This is a genomic window from Streptacidiphilus sp. EB129 (assembly GCF_041262645.1).
Classification (GTDB): Bacteria; Actinomycetota; Actinomycetes; order Streptomycetales; family Streptomycetaceae; genus Streptacidiphilus.
Genome location: NZ_JBGCCS010000039.1, coordinates 41,768 through 59,035 on the forward strand (window position 1 = coordinate 41,768; position 17,268 = coordinate 59,035).

The window sequence follows — 17,268 nt, forward strand, 5'->3', positions numbered from 1 at the left end:
CGCGGATTCTGGCACCGGACCGTTGGCACCAGCATCGAAGCCCCACGCTAGCCCCAGCACCGCACCGTGCAGTGATCCAGCGCGGCCCCGCCTGGCCCACCTTCCAGGCTGCGCCGCCGCACCGGACCGTATTCCTGCTGACCCGCGATCTCACCTGAATATCCGAGACGAGGCTCACTTGCCGAGTGCGGCGAGCATCATCGCTTTGGCGATCGGGGCGGCCAGGCTGGAGCCGGAGATCTCGTTGCGCTGGGCGTTGCTGTCCTCGACCACGACCGCCACGGCGACCTCTTTGTTCCCGTCCTTGGCGTAGGAGACGAACCAGGCGTACGGGTTGTCGGCGTTGTTCACGCCGTGCTGAGCGGTGCCGGTCTTGCCGCCGAGGGGTGTTCTTGAGTGGGAGTGGCCTGGTCGTCTGCGACGTTCCGAAGATCGCTTCCCGTCGGCTGGGTGATCGCTTCCCGCCGGCATTGTCGGTGGGTTGCATGTTGGGCCTGGTCGTAATCCACAGGTCTCGCGGGTGCTTTTGCCGCTACGGTTCAGCGCATGAGCGTGGATGGGGCGTCATCGCGGCCATTGCTGCTGGTGGATGTGGACGGGCCGTTGAACCCGTACGCCGCCAAGCCGCACCAGCGGCCGCAGGGGTACGAGACGCACCGACTGATGACCCCGCGCTGGGAAGCCGCCGAGCGGGCACGCCTGAACGCGTACGGGTTGCCGAACAAGGCGCCCAAACCCCTGCGGGTGTGGCTCAACCCCGAGCACGGTCCAGCCCTGACCGCGCTGCCCTTCGAACTGGTGTGGGCAACTACCTGGGAGGACGAGGCCAACGGCTACGTCGCTCCGGTCCTGGGGCTGCCCCACCTGCCCGTCATCGTTTGGCCGTCACCGCGACCGCAGCCAGAGGGTGATGTGTTCTGGAAGACTCCGGCGATCATGGACTGGGTGAGCGGGCGGCCGTTCGCCTGGCTGGACGACGAGATCACCGACGCGGACGTCGACTGGGTGGCCGAGCACCACGGCGGGGCGGCTCTGCTGCGGCGCATCGACCCGAGCCGGGGGCTGCTGCCGCAGGATTTCACCGCGCTGGAGGAGTGGGCCTCGGCGCTGGACGCGCGCTGAGCGGACCGATCGGTCAGGACCCCGGTCCTGATGCGGATTCCTCGGGTCAGATCTGGTCCTGGCTCGGTCGGTTGTGGGCATTGCGGCTGCTGGTTGAGCGGCGTGGCTTTGTTAGCGCCTACCGTGGCTTTGCGGACGCTGGGCCTGTTTGAAGCCTGGCTTTCGAGCGGGGCCCTGGCGGGGCTCGGGCAGGTCAGGAGGTTCGGCGATGGCATCGTTGTTCGAGCGGCTGGATGGTGAGGCGGCGTCGGTCCGGCAGCGGATCGAGGACCTGCGCGGGCAGCTCACGGTGGCCGAGGAACGCCTGGTCCGGCTGACGATCACCCGCGAGACCCTGGCCACGCTCCCCGAGGAACCCGGCTTCGCACCAGCGGCCGGGGTCAGCGTCGGCGCGACGGCGGCCAGCACCGTCCTGGACGTTCCATTGACCGGCCCCTTGCCGCCCGCCGTGTCAGCTCCGGCTCAAAGCGCCGAGCCGCAGAAGCTGAATCCGGTGAACGAGCAGGTGGTGGTGATGATGGTCAGCGCCGGGCGGCCGATGCGGGCGAAGGAGGTCGCGGCGGCGATGGGCGAACCGGACGAGCACCGGCGGGTGGAGACGGTCCGGGCCCGGCTGAAGCGGCTGGTGGAGACCGGGTGGCTGGCCGAGATCGACAAGGGCGTGTTCGCGATCGCCGCGGGCATCAACGGGCACGCCGCCCGACTGGGAGGCGCCCAGGCGCGGTGACCTGCGGAGAAGAGTTGGTGCGGTGCCGCGCGGGATTGCAGCCCTGCGGCACCGCGGGTCGCGTGAGCGCCCATCAGTGGCGGTGGCTCGCGCGCTTTCGAGCGTAGTGGCGACCACCGCGCCTGGGGGCGTCGAGCCGTACTCCTGCACGCTCGTGACCGGTTGTGACCGGATCGCGGGCGGGGAAGGACGGCGGTGTCCGATCCGGTGTCACCTCGGCGACGGCGGCCACAGGTCCGCGCTCAGCGCGCCCCCCAGGCGGGCGACGGTGGCGACGTCGGGCCACGAGCGCCCGGCCAGGAGATCGGCGATGGCCTGCCGGTTCACTCCCGAGGCGGCGGCGGCCCCGCGCAGGCTCAGCCCCCGCTCGGCGAGAACCGTCGCGAGGTGGTGGGAGACCTGCCGCACGGCCTCGGCCCCCAGGTCGGCGCTGGGCTGCCGGGGCCAGGCTTCCGGATCATCGGTCAGCTCCCTCGGGGGGAGTGCGCGGGCTTCTCTGAACTAGCGGTCGTCCGGTCGAGATAGGGCTCGGTAGGCTGTCTTCTCGTTCAAGGGGGTGACAGCTATGGAGATGACCCGCGAGGCCGCAGGAGTCCTAGTGCAGCGGATCATGGATGCGGACTATGCCGACGACGACGAGGTCAATGGCTGGTTGGACGAGCTCGGGAGGGCCCTTGCCTGTCCGAGGGACTACATCTGCAACCTGATCTTCTGGCCCCAGGGGCCTGGAGCGTCGGCTGCTGAAGCGGTCGATCGGGCTCTCGCCTATCAACCGTTCGCGTTGTGAGGGGTCCGAGCTCGCAGTGAAGGGTCTCGATCTCGGGTCGAATCACTCAGGGGGCTCCTCGGTCATGTGAGTGCGCGAGGCGATCTCGGGGAGGCTGGGTAGTCCGAGGTGAACGGTGACGTTCAGGCGTGTTCGCTCGGTGTCGAGTTGGGCTAGCTTCTCTCGGGCGCCGGCGAGGCTGACCTTGAGTCCTTCGATTTCGCCGAGCCAGCCCTCGCGCTCGGCCTCGGCGATGCGGGCGATGAGGTTGTCTCGAATCTCGACCAGTCGAGGGCGCTGGGCCGGGTCCGGCCGCAGGAGTGAGCATCTGACACATGCGTGCTCGTGGATGCAGGGGGTGCCGAAGGCCCGGCCGCAGGTGCCGATCGAGAGCTTGCGCCTCTCGAAGTGGCCGAGGAAGGCATCCCACTCCTCGTTGGTGGGGGTGCGGTACTCCTCGCCGGGTCTGGTAGCGCGGCGGCGGGTGATGAAGGCGCGGTGGGCCTCGATCGCCTCCATCGGGTAGACAGCCTTGTAGCCCATCGTCGCGTTGATATTGGAGTGACCTGCGACGATCTGGGCGATGTGCGGCGGCAGGCCGTTCATGATCGCGTCTGTGATGAAGATTCTGCGGAAGTCGTGGGGCTGGAACTGGAGCGGGTCGCCGACCGCGTCGGTCAGACCTGTGGCGGCCAGGGCGCGGTCGAGCATCTTGCGGATCCCGCTTGCCGGAATCGGGCGGTGCTCGACGCCGACGCGGTGCTGGAACAGCAGCGGCATCGGCGGGTTCCAGACCTTCTCGCGTGGGTCGTAGGCGGCGACCAGCGGGACCGCGCCGTGCTGGTCGCGGATCCGCAGGACGATCCGGCTCAGGACGTCGGCGAGTTCCGGGCTGATCAGCATTCTCTGAACTTGAAGCGATCTTCTGTCGAGGTGGGTCGTGGCGTTCACCTGTGTCCGCCGGCGTGCAGGACTGCGGCGGCGACGAGGCTGATGGTGGCCGCATCCACGCCGGTCAGCGTGTCCCGCAGGTCCACCGGGATTCCTTCGGCAAGGCTCGCGACGATCTTCAGTAGGCGGCGCTCCCCACCCGAGCACGGCAGACGTCCTTCCTCCAGCGCGGTGATCGCTTCGGGCCAGTTGACGGCGGCCATCGGGACGCCGCTGGTCAGTCCGGGTCCGGTGTGTACGAAACCGTTGACGAAGTCGCCTCTGTGCAGCCATGAGGCGTGCGCGATGAGCAGGTCGGTGGCGGCCTCGCAGGCATACAGGCCCTGGACCTGGGCTCGCAGGGCGGCGTGCAGTTGGACGGGCCCGGGGGTCATGTGCGGTCCTTGCCGGAGGGCGTGATGCCGGAGCCGACCCCGGCGTTGCGGGTGATGGTGGGCATGCCGACGTCGACCGGGACAGCGGTCTGCGAGCGTCGGTCGATCTGAGCGAGCTTGTCGCGGGCGCCGGCGAGGCTGATCTTGAGCCCTTCGGCTTCGCCGCGCCAGCCTTCACGTTCGGCTTCGGCGATCCGGGCGATCAGGTTGTCGTGGATCTCGGCGATGCGGGGCCGTTGAGCGGGATCGGGCCAGTGCATGCTGCAACGCAGGCAACTGTGCTCGTGGATGCAGGGGGTGCCGAACGCGCGGCCGCAGGTGCCGGTGGCGACCTTGCGCAGTTCGAAATGGCCGAGGAACTCGGTCCACTCCTCGTCGCTGGGGACCCGGTACTCCTCGCCGGGCCGCAGCGATCGGCGGCGGGCCAGAAACGCCAGGTGCGCCTGGATCGCCTCTTCGGGATAGACCGCCTTGTAGCCCATGGTCACGTTCAAGTCCCGGTGGCCTGCAATGATCTGGGCGATGTGCGGGGGCAGGCCGCTCATGATGGCGTCGGTGATGAAGATTCTGCGGAAGTCGTGGGGCGTGTAGTGCAGGGGTTGCCCGTCGGCGGGGTCGACCAGTCCGGTGTGGGCGAGAGCGGTGTTGAGCATCGTGCGTAGGGAGCTGTCGCTGATCGCACGGCTCTCGGACTTGAAACGACGCTGGAACAGCACGGGGGACGGTGCCTGCCACAGGCACTCGTAGCGATCGTAGGCGGGGACGAGCGGCACCGCGCCCGAAGGCTGGCGGACCCGGCGGATGACGGTCGACAACACGTCTGCGAGCTCCGGTGAGACCACGAGAAGACGTTCCTCATCGGTCTTGGACGGGACGATCTGCAGCAGCGGAACGAGCTCACCGGTGGTCGGGAGCCGGTACTGGATCAGGCTGTGGTGGCTGATCTCCAGCAGTTCCTCCACTCGGCAGCCGGTGAACCGAAGCACCTCCACGGCAGCCCAGGCCCAGAACGCGTGGTCTTCCTCGTGCTCCAGGTCGCGGCGCTCTCCGGTGGCCGGGTCGTCTGCCCAGACCTTCTCCGAGGCGCTCTTGACGACGCCGCGGGTCAGGGTCTGGCCAGCGGCGGTGAAGGCGTCCCCGGGCGTGGTCTGGCGGGCGGCCTGCAGGAGCGCCTCGGCGTCCTTGCGGCGTTCCTCGACGGTGCGAACCAGCACCGGGAGGACCGGTAGCCGTTCGCGCGTGCGCGCGTCCATGCGCGCTTTGCGCCGTCGCTCGAATTTCCGCTGGCTGATCTCCTCCTTCCCGACGGGGCAGGGAGCAACCCAGGGCCCCCAGCGGCCCGGGTCCTCGATCGCCCACTGCGCCAGGTCGAGGTAGAGGGCGCGCACCGGTGTCAGGCACTGGCGGTAGCCGATCCGTTCGACCGCGATGAGGCTCCTCTCACCGGACGCCGCAGTGATCATCTGAGGCTTCGTCCGCTGGCGCTGCTTCCAGGCCTCGGCGACCTCCCGGGACAGGCGCAGGTCCTCGATGCCGGGATGGTGCTCCTCAAGGTCGCCCCAGAACCGCTGGCCCAGGTAGTAGGACAGGTTCTTCAGGCTCGTGTAGTCCATCGCGGGCTGGCGTTCGCGCAGGTAGTCCACCAGCAGGTCGCGCACGGGACGGCAGGCCGGCTTGTAGCGGTCGATCAGCTCCGCCGGTGTGAGCTGGCCCGCGGTGCGGAACTCCCGCAGCCGCGCGGGTGCCTGGGCGCCCAGGATCCCCATCTCGTGGAGCATCCGGTAGAACACCTTGGTGTCCCGGACGGCCGCGGCGAAGGTGCCCGATTCGCAGTCCAGCAGTTCCAGGACGTCGCCGACCGTGATGTCGGCGAGCATCCCTCCCTTGGCCGCGATGATCAGGGAGCTCCGTCTCACGGTGAGATTCCCGGCTGCCACCGAGACGCCGGGATCCCTGTCACACAGCTCGCGCAGCCGTGCGAATCCCTGCGGGTCGCGGATCCTGGCCAAGTTCCTGGCCAGGGAGCCTTTGCCCGCGGCGCCGGACACCAGGCAGCCCAGCGAGGGACGGACGAGGTCCGCGCAGATCGCCACGACGAGCGATCCGGACAACTCCTCGCGCAGCCATTTAGAGTTCCGGCCGCGTTCCTGCAGCCATCTGATCGGCACCTGTCTCCAGGCACCGCCGGCCGCGTCGGCTCCGCTGGCCAGCCAGCGTTCCTGCCAGGTGGAACCCGGCTGGTCGGCCAGCCACTTCAGCAGCCAGGCCAGCCCGCGGACGCGCCGCTCCTGGCTGTTGGCGTTCTCCAGGACGAACGGCCCGCGCATGAGCTGTTCCGACAGCTCTCCATGTTCCTGCCGGGTGGCGGGCCAGTCCAGGACCACGGGACGCGCGGGGAAGCCGACCCGCGTCGATTCGCGCTGTGTCTTCGAGGGCCGGGCGGCGATACCCGGAGCGATCAGTACCTCGGTCATGGCATCCTGTTTCCGAACAGGACGTCCAGCGTCTCGGGCCGGTAGCCGGGGGCCGGGGCGGGACGCGCCCGGTCGATCGCCTGCCGGGTCTGCTCGGCGTGATGCGCGAGCACGCGGCGGATCACGTCCTCCTTGCGTGGGGTCAGATAGATCTGAGTCGTCGTGAGCTGGGCATGTCCGAGTACGAACTGGACATCGGTGAGCGGCAGGGCGGGGTCCTCCGCCATTCGGTAGGCCGCCGTGTGCCTCAGCGAGTGCAGCGTCGCCGACAGGCCGACCCGGCTGTTGACCCGTTCGAACATGCGGTGCGTCGCGTGATAGGTGAGCGGACGGACGGGAGGACGCGAGGCCCACCACAGCGGCTGCCTACGTCCCTTGGGGATCAACTCGGCCATCTCCACCTGGTAGAGCCGCAGCCACACGAACGCGTCGGTGGACGCAGGCAGCTCCTGCAGTTCGCGAGTGCCCTTACGGACCACGGTGATCACCTGCCGTCCCGGGTCGACACCTGCCAAAGTGGCGGACAGCAGTTCGCTGGCGCGGGCCCCGGTGGAGACGTAGAAGGCGACCAGCGCCCGGTCCCGGTGCGAGGGCAGCCCTGCGAAGATCTCGTTGAACTCGCTGTCCGGCACGCTGCGGGGAATCCGATTGGGCACTCTCGGCCGATACCGCCCGCTTCGCTCAGCGCGGTAGGGCTCCATGGGATTGTGGTGCGCGTGAGCCCGGCCGCCGTGACGGTTCCGGTCCAGCGGGAACGGGTTCATGATCGGTCCGCTGCCGGCATCCAGGTGGAAGTCGTAGAAAGCGCGGAGCACCGTCTCGGAATGCGCGCGGACCGAGGGGGCGAGCGCCCCACCAACCGGACCAGAGACCAAGGCTCCGCCTCCCGCTTGGACGCGCCAGTGCGGCCGCGACTGCTTGCCCGCGACCTGCAGCCACCGGCTGAAATCACGGGCCTCGATGCGAGTCGCCCGGTCCCAGGCCACCCCGCTGTCCGCCCAGAGGAACCGGAACCACCGCAGAAGATCCATCCCGTAGGAGCGGACCGTGGACTCGGCCCGCCCCGCCGCCAGCAGGTCCCGGAAGTAGTCAGTGGCAGCAGCCACGGCCATCCCCTCACCGTCGACCAGCCGGTAGGGCTCGTAACGATCGCCGGTGGCTAACAGCCGACCAGCCTGAGGTACCACCAACGCCGCCAGGTCCCTGGACAGCTCATCGTCTCCGGTCATGATGCGAGACCTTGCCAGGACAAGCCGCGATGCACCTCCTGAACTGCAGAAACCGTCCCCCTTGTTCAGTCAACAGGCAGCAGCCTCTCCTGGTCGGTCTTCGACGGGGCGATCTGCAGCAGGGGGACGACCTCGCCGGTGCTCGGCAGGGTGTACTGGATGAAGGAGTGGTGGCTGAGCTCGCCGAGCTCTTCGATGCGGATGCCGGTGTGACGCAGGACCTCGATGGCGGCCCAGGCCCAGAAGGCGTCGTACTCCTCCCACGAGAGGTCCCGCCGGGGACCGCGCGGACCATCGGGGTCAGCGGCCACTTCCTCCGCCCAGACCTTGATGCCTGCCGATCCGCGGATCCGCGGTCGAAGCAGGGTGCGGCCCGCGGCGGTAAACAGCGTGCCGGGCAGCACTGTGCGGCAGTCCTCCAGGAGTGTGGCCGTCTCGTGTCGGCGTTGGTCGGCGACTTTGACCAGGACCGGTAGGACGGGGAGGCGTTCGCGGGTTCGCTGGTCGGACCGGGACTTCTGGCGGCCGCGTTCCTTCCTGCGGTTCGTCTCCGCTGCGGTGATCGGACTGGACACGGCCCACGGCGCCCAGCGCCCCGGGTCCTCGGCCGCCCATTGGGCCAGGTCCAGGTAGAACGCCCGGACGGTGATCAGGACTGACCGGGCGCTCTCGCGGACACTGACGCGGGTGACGCTCTGACCTGCGGTGTCTGTACTCGTGCTCTCCTTCGTCTGCAGTCGTTGCTTCCAGGCGGCGGCGACGGTCGGCGGGAGCCGTAGGGACTCGATGCCTGGGTGGTGGGCTTCCAGGTCGCGCCAGAACAAGCCGGCCAAGATCCGGCCGAGTTGCCTCAACGTCGCGTAGTCCACGCTCTGCTGGCGTTCGCGCAGGTAGTCCACCAGCAGGTCGCGCACTGGTCGGCAGGCGATCTGGTACTGGTCCACGAGTTCCTCGGGACTGCGCTGGCCCAGGGCCGCCCGGAAGGCCCGGATGGTGCTGGGGGCGTCCGAAGGGAAGAGGCCGACGCGGTGCAGCAACTGGTAGAGGACCAGCTTTCCGCCGCCCTCGCTCTGGACCGCGTCCTGGGTGTCCAGCAGTTCCACGCAGTCGCCGACGGTGATGTCCCTGACGGTGCCTCCCTTGCAGGCCAGGATGATCGCGGCCCGGGTGCCCGCCATGCGGGCCACCTGGCCGGGAATGCCGTCTGTCTCCGCCTGGTCCTGCAGGAGTGCCAGGCCGTCGGGGTCTCTGACCTGGGACATCACCTTCTGCAGGTGGCTGAGCTTGCGGCCGAGCATCCAAGCCGTACTGGGACGGATGACGTCTGCGCAGATCAGGATCAGCAGGCCCGTCGAGATGTGCGTGTTCGGGGTTCCTTCGGTCAGGTGCCGCCAGAGCTTCCCGCCGACCTGCTCGGCTCCGGAGTTCTTCCACCGCTCCTGCCAAGTGCCGCCCGCCTGGTTCCCGAGCCAGTCGAGCACCTGCCGCAGGCCGCGTCGCCGGTCGGATGCGGTGACCGGGTGCTTGGGCACGAACGGCGGCGACGTCAACCGGTCGAGGACCTGGTCCCGGTCCGCCTCGGTGGCTGGCCAGGACAGGGGCACCGTGCGGGGCGGGAACCGCTTGCGAAGGGCCCCCTGGCTTCCGGGCGCCGACGCAGCCGTCGCGGTCGGATCAAGGAAGAGCGGCTGCTGGAGCGTTGTCATGGGGTGTCCCTGCGGAAGAGGACGTCCAGGGAGCGGGAGTCGTAGCCGGGTGCCGGCGGGGAGGGCTGGGGCCGGTCGGCTGCCTTCTTGGTCTGCCGGGCGTGGTGGGCCAGGAGGCGATCGATGACTTCGTCGGGCGCGGGCGTCAGATATGTCTGAGTTGTTGTCAATTGCCTGTGTCCCAGGATCCACTGGACGTCGGTGAGCGGCATGTCGGGATCGCGGGCGAGGCGGTAGGCCGCAGTATGCCGGAGGTCGTGCAGCGACCAGTTGGAGCCGAGTGAGGTGTTCGCCCGGGTGAACATGGCGCGCGCGGCGTCGTAGGTCAGCGGCCGGAACGGCCGCCGCAGCGTGAACCAAAGCGGCTGGTTGCGGCCCCGGGGCGCGAGGCCGTGCATCTGTTCCTGGTAGATCCGCAGCCAGACGAAGGCGTCCGAGGACGCGGGCAGGGGCTGGGACTCACGGGTGCCCTTGCGGACGACGGTGATGAGCTGCTGACCTGGCTCGGCTCCGCCCTGGTGGACACTGATGAGCTCCTCGGCGCGGGCGCCCGTCGAGACCCAGAAGGCGAGCAGGGCCCGGTCCCGGTCCGACCTCAGCTGGGCGAAGACCGAGTTGAAGTGGTCGTCCGGGATGCGGCGCGGGATTCGTTTGACGACCTTCGGGCGGTAGCGGCCGGTCCGTTCGTTGCGCCACTCGTCCATCGGGTTGTGGTGCTCGTTGGGGCGGCTGGAGCGGCGCGAACGGTCCAGCGGGAACGGGTTGAGCACCGGTCCGCTGCCCTGATCGCGGTGGAAGTCGTAGAAGGTCCGAAGCACCGTCTCGGCATGCGCGCGCGTCGTGGCCGCGTAGGTCAGCCCGGGAGTGGGCTTGCCGGTGACCGGATTCGGTGTCCCCGGCGCCGTCGTTCCGGCTCGGCTGCCGGCATGGGTGTCGGCCACCGTGGTGGGCGCGTGCTCGTGGCGCCAGTGGGGTCTGACAGGCTTGTCGGCCAGCTGCATCCAGCGCGCGAAGTCCCGCGCGTCGGTCCTGCCGGCGTGGTTCCATTCGATGCCCCAAGCCCATAGGAAGCGCATCCACCGCAGCAGGTCCAACCCGTAGGAGCGGAGCGTCGTGGCCGGGCTGCCCGACGCCTGCACGTCCTTGAAGTACTCGGCCACAGGCCTCACGATCGCCCCGTCCGGGGCGAGCAGTTGATACGGCTCCCACGGGTCGTCAGTCTTGGCCAAGCGCCCGATCGCGGGCAGCACGAAGCACGTCAGATCCCGCTCGGGACCCCTCGGATCAACCATGCCCGGACGCTAGCAGCCAGGCCAGTAAAAGGGCCACTGACCTGGGAAAACTCATCAGTTAGTTCGGTCAACAAGGCGCGTCCACCGACCATGCGAGCACCATCCTGTCCGTCGATCTGCACCAAAACCCTGACGGCTGCTTGACCAGCCGGTATGCGTGGAGAGTGACCCTCGACCCCGCCAACCTCCGCGAAGATCACCCACTACCGCCCCCGCCACCCGCCACCCGCCACCGGCCTGGGACCAGATCGCCCCGACCGTCCGCGCCGTGGTCGCGGCCACCGCAACCGCCGTCCCCTACGACGTGGGCCAACTCCTGCACGTCACCGCACACCTCGCCATCTGGGCCGAAGCCGCAGGACTGCCCCGGGACCCCGACGCCTGGTTGCGCACCGAGGTCATCGACGCCTACGTCCTGGACCGTGCCACCACCGGCGCCCCCACCTCCGCGCAGACCTACCGCACCACGCTTCGCCGGGTGCGCGACGCACTGGCCTGGAGTGATCGCGGCGAGCCGGCCCCGGCCCGCCTGCACGCACCCGCCCACCCCCACACCCCCTACGAGGAAGCGGAGTTGGTCGCGCTGCGGCGCTGGGCGACGCGCCTGCGCGGACAGCAGCGCACCGACGCCCTCGCGCTCATGGGCCTGGGAGCGGGCTTCGGGCTCGCGCCCCGGGAGATCGCCGCGACCCGCGGCACCGACCTGCGACGCCACCAGCCAGACCATCCCCTTGCCCACACCGGCCTGAACCGCCTGGTCGTGGCCCGCGCAGGCTGGGAGGACCTGCTGCACGACCTCGCCGTTCAAGCCGGACCCGGATTCCTGTTCCGCCCCGGCCGCACCACCGAGGGAGCGAAGAACCTGGTCAGTTCCTGGACCCGCGGCCACCGCCCCGACCCGGGGCTGGCGGCCCTGTCGGCAGGCCGGCTGCGGGCGAGCTGGATCGTGGAACTGATGCGGGCCCACCTGGACCACGGCCTGATCGCGAAAGCCGCCGGGCTGGCCTCGACCGCCTCCCTGAACCGCTACCAGCACTTCGTGCCCCCGCTCGAGGACCAGGACGCCGCACGCCTGCTGCGCGGACCGACCCGGTGACCCTGCCGCGCGCCTGGCGCGACCCCCAGGCCATCCGCACCTGCCGTCCACGAGCGGTGACCGACGCACCGGCACTGATCCCGGACTCGAAGGTCGGCCAGCTCGACCACCTCCTGCACACCTCCGGCGTCCTGGAACTGATCGATGCCGAACTGCAGGGCCGACCCGGACCCGAGGGCCTGCCGCTGCGAACGGTGCTGGGCGCGCTCATGCTCGCGCTGCACTACCACGCCAGCGTGACGCTGGCCGATGCCTGCCGCGTGCTGCTGGACGAACTCCGGCCTGCGGCGAAGGACTGGCTCGGCGTCCCGGTCCTTGACCCGGATGACGATCACGGCCGGATCGCGTTCTGCCGACGGGTCTACCGCTCCCTCGACCGCCTGACCACCGCACTGGACCCGGCCCGGTGCGACCGACGTCGCCGCCTGCCCCAGGCCCTGGCCGACGCCCACGCCGCGACCTGGGAGGACACCGACCCCGAGCACGCGCGGCGGCGCGCGGTGCTGCAGCAGATCAGCGACCGGCTCGTGCTGGCATCCGTGCGCCTGGCGATCGGTCGCGGCGCGTTCAAGCACTGGAACGGCGACGTCGGCGCGGACACCACCGCCGTCCCGGCCTGGCACAAACCCTCCAACACCTTCCGCGACCTCGGATCGATCGAGACCACCGCCGGCTTCCACTACAGCGCCGGCGACACAGACGGCACCTTCGGCCACAGCGCCACCATCCTGGTCGCCGCCAGCCGCCGCCACCCCACCAGCCACCACCACGCCGGCCAGCGGGTCAGCCGTCACCCGCAGCTGGCGCTGGGCCTGGTCCTGGACACCGGCGGCAAACGCCCGGGCCCCAACGCCGTCCACGCCCTGACCGCCCTGTCCCCGCTCGGCCTGCCGGTCGGGCTGCTGGCCGCCGACCGCGCCTACACCGATCAGACCACTGAGCACTTCCAGCTCCACGTCCGCCGGGCCGGCTACCTCCTGGCGCTGGACTACAAGCAGGACCAGCGCGGCGTCCAGGGCACCCACCACGGCATCCCGCTCATCGACGGCTCGCTGGCCTGCCCGAACACCCCCCAAGCACTCGCGAACGCAACCACGGGCCTGGACGACCAAGACATCCGCCGCCTGGACCCCCAGCTGGTGGAGCGCATCGCCGCCCGCGAGCCCTACTTCCTCAAGCTCAAGCAGGGCCCCGGCCCGCAGGGAACCATGCGCCTGCAGTGCCCGGCCGCCGGACCCTCCCCGTCGGTGACATGCCCGCGCTTCAACCGCCTCCACCAGCACCCCACCGGTCCCGCCACGGTGGTCGACCTGACCGACCAACGCGCCCTGGCGGCCCACCCCGCGGCGAAGCCCGCCGTCCAGATCACCCCCGCCGAACGCTTCCGCCCGCCGACCAAGAAGAGCCTGCCGATGATCTGCCAGCAGCCCACGATCACGATCAAGCCCGGTGAGCTGGGGAAACTCGACAAGTTCCACCAGGACTGACACTACCTCAGCCCCGACTGGCACGACGCCTACAAACCGATCCGCGCCCACAACGAAGGCATCAACGGCCGCGCGAAAGGCCACCGCATCGACCTGGCCGAACCCAAACGACGCCTCGCCCACGGCCGCGCCGCCCAAGCCCTCCTCGTCGCCCTGATGATCTGCATGCTCAACCTGCAGATCCTCCACGACTGGCACCGCACCACCGGCCAACCCCCACCGGACACCGAGCACACCAGCACACCGCCCAGCAGCGATCCCCCCGCAGCCGGGCCGACTCCGAACGGACGTCCCCCACCGCTCGACTGACGAGGAGACCGGTAATCCGCACAGCCCCACCACACTCCGCACCGGCCCCGCAGCCCAGCGGCCCTCCCAGCATGCCCTCCGCACCGCGAACCACCCCCAGACCCTCGACACCGAGCACCCGGAACCACCCGCCGACGCCACCCACCACCCGCAGCAACATCAACAAGACCCCGAAACCACAAGATCCCGCCCGATCGCAGTGATCGGACAGGGCGTGTCAGCGATCTTGTGTAAGTCGTTTGGTGTCATTGGATGCTGAGCCGGTCCTCGAAGAAGAGTGAGAACTGATTCAGCGCTTCCTTCCAGTGTGCGGCGACGTGGTTGGCGTCGCGCGCCTTGGGGTTGATCTGTTCCCGGACGGCGAGGTAGAGCACCTTCAACGCGGCCTGCTCCGAGGGGAAGTGGCCGCGGTTGCGGGTGGCCTTCCGCAGCCGGGAGTTGATCGACTCGACCATGTTCGTGGAGTAGACGACCTTCCTTATCGCGGGCGGAAAGGCCAGGTAGGGCGTGAACTCGCTCCAGGCCGCGCGCCAGGTGCGGATCACAGCCGGGCAGCGGGCCCCGAGCTCGGAGCCGGCCAGTTCCTCCAGGGCCAGCCCGGCGGCCTGCTCGGTGGGCGCGGTGTAGATCGCCCGCAGGGCCGACACGAGCTTGGGGTGGTCCTTGATCGACGTGAGCCGCAGGGAGGCGCGGATCAAGTGGATCACGCAGGTCTGGACCGTGGCCCTGGGCCAGGTCGCGGTCACCGCGTCGGGCAGGCCTTTCAGGCCGTCACAGGCCACGATGCACACATCCTCGACGCCCCGGTTGCGCAGTTCGGACAGCACGGCCATCCACGTGGTGGCGCCCTCGCCCTCGGCTCCCACCCACAGGCCCAGCACGTCCTTGCGCCCGTCCATGTCCACCCCGACGGCCAAGTAGACCGGTTTCGAGGTGACCGACCCGGAGTGGATCTTCACCCGCAGCGCGTCGATGTAGATGATCGGCCAGACCGCGTCCAGCGGCCGGCTCTGCCACGCGGCCAGCTCGTCGGCCACCGCGTCGGTCACTTTGCTGATCAGGTCCGGGCTGACCTGGACCCCGTAGATCTGGGCCAGGTGCGAGCGGATGTCGCGCACGCTCATCCCGCGCGCGTACAGCGACAGGATCCGCTCGTTGAACCCCGCCAGCCGCCGGGCGTTCTTCGGCACCAGCTGCGGCTCAAACTCGCCGTTGCGGTCCCGGGGCACCGCCAACGTCACCGCGCCGACATCTGTCAGCACGGTCTTGGCCGAGGTCCCGTTGCGCGAGTTGCCCGAGCCCCGGCCCGCCGGGTCGTGCTTCTCGTAGCCCAGGTGCTCGGACATCTCCGCGTCCAGGGCCCGTTCCAGCACCGCCCTGGTGATCTCCGTCAGCAGCCCGCCCTCACCCAGCAGGGCCGTCCCGGAGGCGTCAGCACTGTCCATCAGCCGCTCGACGACCTCGCCGACCAACGCCTCCCCGGCCGGTCCAACGACCGATTCAGTCTTGTCCGTCATCACTCGTCCGTTCCGCCTGGCCAAAGGCCCGGACACCGGACCCTGGCCAGACTGTCACATCACGGACTTACACGATCTTCCGGACACGCTCATCGGACAGGATCTCATCAACCGCTCCAGAACTAACCCCGGGGATTTGTGCGTTGGGCCCGGTGCCGTTGCGGACCACGTTCTCCATCATGGTCTGGATCTGCGCGGCGACCTGCGGGGTGGTGGCCTGGGAGAGCTGCCTGGGCTGGGTCTGGTCGATCACCGAGAGGTTGGCGGAGCGCAGCTGGGAGACCAGGTAGGGCTGCATCAGCGAACCGTTGTTGCAGATGGCGGCGGCGACCATGGCCATCTGCAGCGGGGTGGCGCGGGTGTCGAACTGGCCGATGGACGACAGAGCGTTCTGGGGGCGGTCCATGGTGGTGTCGTAGTTGCTCGCGTCGACGCCCACGGGGATCAGCATGGTGGGGTTGTTGAACCCGAACCTCTGCGCCTCGGCGACCATCTTGGCGGTGCCGATCTGGTCGCCGATCTTGGCGAAGACCGTGTTGCAGGACACCTTGAGCGCGTCGTTCATCGACACATCGGCGCAGTTGTCGTTGGCCTCGTTGACCGGCTTGGTGGTGGTCTGCGGAAGGATGTAGGGGTCGGGGGACTGCGTCGTGGCGTTGATGTCGGTGATGACACCGTTCTCCAGCGCTGCGGCCGAGGTGATCAGCTTGAAGGTGGAGCCGGGCGGATAGGTCTGCCGAAGGGCCCGGTTGAGCATGGGGTTCGTGGGGTCGTTTGTTGTCAGTTTGGTCCAGGCAGCGGCGCTTGCGCTGTCGGCGCCCGCGATCGTGCTCGGATCGTAGGAGGGTGCGCTGACCAGGCCGAGGATCGCGCCGGTGGTCGGGTCCAGGGCCACGGCGGCGCCCTTCTTGTCGGCGCTCTGGAAGGCGTCCCACGCGGCCTTCTGCACCTTGGGGTCGATCGTGGTGACGACGTCCCCGCCCTGCTTGGGCTTGCCGGTGATCAGGTCCAGGGCGTTACGGAAGAACAGCCGGGAGTCGTCGCCGCTGAGGATCGGGTCCTCGGCGAGTTCCAGCGACTTGCTGCCGAAAACCTGCGAGGAGAAGCCGGTAACCGGCGCGTACATCGGCCCGTCGGTGTAGGCGCGGCGGTACTTGTACTTGTTGCCGTTGACCAGGAGGTCCTTGGTGACCGGCTGTCCGCCGACGATGATGTTGCCGCGCGGGTAACTGTAGGCCTCGATGGCGACGCGCGCGTTGTTCTTGTTGGTGTTCAGGGAGCCGGCTTCGATTCCCTGGACGTAGTTCACGCGGATCATCAGTGCCAGCACCAATACCAGGCAGAACACCGATACCCGTCGGATGGGCTTGTTCACGGGCGGGGTTCCCCTCCAGGCGGTACTGCGTAAGCGGATCGACCGGAACGGGCAGAACTCCCTGCCTACACGGTGTTCATGACGCTCGGAGCACCGGGGTCGGTTCTGTCCTCGGGTCCGCGGGTGTGACGGCGCAGGAACTGGCCGGGCGAAACCGCCGGCACCGCCCGGCACTGGTCCACGGGTGACGGGACGTCACGGGTGCCAGCGGGTTGCACCAGTCCCGGCCGGGCTGTTCCCCGGCCTGTCAGGTCCGAAGAAGGCGCAGCGGAATCGTTCATCGGTTGCCGGGAGGGGCGGCGCGGAGATCGAGGTGGCCTCTGCGGTCCCCGGTAGACCGGGGAGCAGCCCCGCGCGGCCGGTGCACGCCGCTCTGTCCTGGCGCGATGTTCTTGTCGATGGCTTACCGTGTGACGCGGCGCGTTCTGAGTTCCGTGACGGTCTTGCTCTGCCGCGACGTGTCCAAGGAGGTCGAGCTGCCCGTACTTCGGCACGAGAACGCGGTCCTGCGGCGTCAGATCGTCAGGGTCCGCTATGAGCCGGCCGACCGGTTCTGGAGGGCGGCGCTCTCCTCGCTGATCCCGCGCCGCCGGCGCCCATCAATCTGGCGGACTACTGGATCCGCCGAAGATCCGTCCTGGGCGGACTCACCCACGAGTACCAGATCGCTGCCTGACCACACCTCACTCGCCCTACCACAGAACCGCAGGCCAACCCCAGATTCGCATTTCCGAGCCCCACAGGATCGCTCGTGTTTCGCGGTTCTCGGTGGTCATGTTCCGGCGAGTGCCCAGGCGGTGAGGACGGCCTGGATTTCTTCGGGTTGTGCCTGGTGGGTGTGTG

General features: G+C 69.2%; 14 protein-coding genes and 1 pseudogene. 5 read left to right on the forward strand and 10 right to left on the reverse strand.

Features of this window, described 5'->3' with window-relative positions:
* Positions 1-174: 174 nt before the first annotated feature.
* Positions 175-384 (reverse strand): annotated as a pseudogene (locus ABH925_RS31990) (penicillin-binding transpeptidase domain-containing protein); the annotation flags it as partial.
* 162 nt (positions 385-546) lie between these two features.
* On the opposite strand from ABH925_RS31990, the gene ABH925_RS31995 reads away from it, so the two are divergent.
* Together ABH925_RS31995 and ABH925_RS32000 are read left to right on the forward strand one after the other, a co-directional pair.
* Positions 547-1,122 carry a hypothetical protein gene (locus ABH925_RS31995; protein ID WP_370153694.1) on the forward strand — a complete coding sequence of 192 codons (576 nt, stop codon included), beginning with the start codon at positions 547-549 and terminating at the stop codon, positions 1,120-1,122.
* A 208-nt stretch (positions 1,123-1,330) separates the two neighbouring features.
* Positions 1,331-1,849, forward strand: coding sequence for a hypothetical protein (locus ABH925_RS32000; protein WP_370153696.1), 519 nt, complete (start codon positions 1,331-1,333; stop codon positions 1,847-1,849).
* Positions 1,850-2,059: 210 nt separating this feature from the next.
* Here the strand turns inward: ABH925_RS32000 and ABH925_RS32005 are convergent, their stop codons facing one another.
* The gene (locus ABH925_RS32005; RefSeq protein WP_370153698.1) at positions 2,060-2,257 is read right to left on the reverse strand and encodes a helix-turn-helix domain-containing protein; all 198 of its coding nucleotides are present in this window, start codon (positions 2,255-2,257) and stop codon (positions 2,060-2,062) included.
* Between the two features lie 157 nt (positions 2,258-2,414).
* Here ABH925_RS32005 and ABH925_RS32010 point away from each other — a divergent pair, with 157 nt between their 5' ends.
* The gene (locus tag ABH925_RS32010) at positions 2,415-2,636 is read left to right on the forward strand and encodes an e9imm peptide (protein ID WP_370153701.1); all 222 of its coding nucleotides are present in this window, start codon (positions 2,415-2,417) and stop codon (positions 2,634-2,636) included.
* 42 nt (positions 2,637-2,678) lie between these two features.
* Here the strand turns inward: ABH925_RS32010 and ABH925_RS32015 are convergent, their stop codons facing one another.
* From ABH925_RS32015 to ABH925_RS32040, 6 genes are all read right to left on the reverse strand, one after another.
* Positions 2,679-3,518, reverse strand: coding sequence for a tyrosine-type recombinase/integrase (locus ABH925_RS32015; protein WP_370153703.1), 840 nt, complete (start codon positions 3,516-3,518; stop codon positions 2,679-2,681).
* Positions 3,519-3,562: 44 nt separating this feature from the next.
* Entirely contained in the window at positions 3,563-3,940 is a 378-nt protein-coding gene (locus tag ABH925_RS32020) for a hypothetical protein (protein ID WP_370153705.1), read from the reverse strand.
* Complete coding sequence (locus ABH925_RS32025) at positions 3,937-6,414, reverse strand: tyrosine-type recombinase/integrase (RefSeq protein ID WP_370153707.1); 2,478 nt, start codon at positions 6,412-6,414, stop codon at positions 3,937-3,939. Before ABH925_RS32025 ends, ABH925_RS32020 begins: the two co-directional genes overlap by 4 nt.
* Positions 6,411-7,643, reverse strand: coding sequence for a tyrosine-type recombinase/integrase (locus tag ABH925_RS32030; RefSeq protein WP_370153709.1), 1,233 nt, complete (start codon positions 7,641-7,643; stop codon positions 6,411-6,413). Before ABH925_RS32030 ends, ABH925_RS32025 begins: the two co-directional genes overlap by 4 nt.
* A 65-nt stretch (positions 7,644-7,708) precedes the next feature.
* Positions 7,709-9,349, reverse strand: a complete 1,641-nt coding sequence (locus ABH925_RS32035; RefSeq protein WP_370153711.1) for a hypothetical protein — start codon at positions 9,347-9,349, stop codon at positions 7,709-7,711.
* Positions 9,346-10,641, reverse strand: a complete 1,296-nt coding sequence (locus tag ABH925_RS32040) for a tyrosine-type recombinase/integrase (RefSeq protein ID WP_370153713.1) — start codon at positions 10,639-10,641, stop codon at positions 9,346-9,348. The genes ABH925_RS32035 and ABH925_RS32040 overlap by 4 nt, the downstream gene beginning before the upstream one ends.
* A gap of 268 nt (positions 10,642-10,909) precedes the next feature.
* Between ABH925_RS32040 and ABH925_RS32045 the strand changes: the two genes are divergently transcribed.
* Positions 10,910-11,737 carry a hypothetical protein gene (locus ABH925_RS32045; RefSeq protein ID WP_370153715.1) on the forward strand — a complete coding sequence of 276 codons (828 nt, stop codon included), beginning with the start codon at positions 10,910-10,912 and terminating at the stop codon, positions 11,735-11,737.
* On the forward strand, positions 11,734-13,224 hold the full coding sequence (locus tag ABH925_RS32050) for a hypothetical protein (RefSeq protein ID WP_370153717.1): 1,491 nt from the start codon (positions 11,734-11,736) through the stop codon (positions 13,222-13,224). Before ABH925_RS32045 ends, ABH925_RS32050 begins: the two co-directional genes overlap by 4 nt.
* Positions 13,225-13,778: 554 nt before the next feature.
* Here the strand turns inward: ABH925_RS32050 and ABH925_RS32055 are convergent.
* Both ABH925_RS32055 and ABH925_RS32060 read right to left on the reverse strand, forming a co-directional pair.
* Positions 13,779-15,050, reverse strand: a complete 1,272-nt coding sequence (locus ABH925_RS32055; protein ID WP_370153719.1) for an IS256 family transposase — start codon at positions 15,048-15,050, stop codon at positions 13,779-13,781.
* A gap of 67 nt (positions 15,051-15,117) precedes the next feature.
* The gene (locus ABH925_RS32060; RefSeq protein WP_370153721.1) at positions 15,118-16,425 is read right to left on the reverse strand and encodes a penicillin-binding transpeptidase domain-containing protein; all 1,308 of its coding nucleotides are present in this window, start codon (positions 16,423-16,425) and stop codon (positions 15,118-15,120) included.
* Positions 16,426-17,268 lie beyond the last annotated feature (843 nt).

What these genes read in the sequence shown, in the direction of transcription:
- ABH925_RS32055 (WP_370153719.1), bottom strand. Translation starts at nt 15,050, where the DNA reads ATGACGGACAAGACTGAATCGGTCGTTGGACCGGCCGGGGAGGCGTTG.
- ABH925_RS32000 (WP_370153696.1), top strand. Translation starts at nt 1,331, where the DNA reads ATGGCATCGTTGTTCGAGCGGCTGGATGGTGAGGCGGCGTCGGTCCGG.
- ABH925_RS32010 (WP_370153701.1), top strand. Translation starts at nt 2,415, where the DNA reads ATGGAGATGACCCGCGAGGCCGCAGGAGTCCTAGTGCAGCGGATCATG.
- ABH925_RS32035 (WP_370153711.1), bottom strand. Translation starts at nt 9,349, where the DNA reads ATGACAACGCTCCAGCAGCCGCTCTTCCTTGATCCGACCGCGACGGCT.
- ABH925_RS32015 (WP_370153703.1), bottom strand. Translation starts at nt 3,518, where the DNA reads ATGCTGATCAGCCCGGAACTCGCCGACGTCCTGAGCCGGATCGTCCTG.
- ABH925_RS31995 (WP_370153694.1), top strand. Translation starts at nt 547, where the DNA reads ATGAGCGTGGATGGGGCGTCATCGCGGCCATTGCTGCTGGTGGATGTG.
- ABH925_RS32025 (WP_370153707.1), bottom strand. Translation starts at nt 6,414, where the DNA reads ATGACCGAGGTACTGATCGCTCCGGGTATCGCCGCCCGGCCCTCGAAG.
- ABH925_RS32040 (WP_370153713.1), bottom strand. Translation starts at nt 10,641, where the DNA reads ATGGTTGATCCGAGGGGTCCCGAGCGGGATCTGACGTGCTTCGTGCTG.
- ABH925_RS32020 (WP_370153705.1), bottom strand. Translation starts at nt 3,940, where the DNA reads ATGACCCCCGGGCCCGTCCAACTGCACGCCGCCCTGCGAGCCCAGGTC.
- ABH925_RS32030 (WP_370153709.1), bottom strand. Translation starts at nt 7,643, where the DNA reads ATGACCGGAGACGATGAGCTGTCCAGGGACCTGGCGGCGTTGGTGGTA.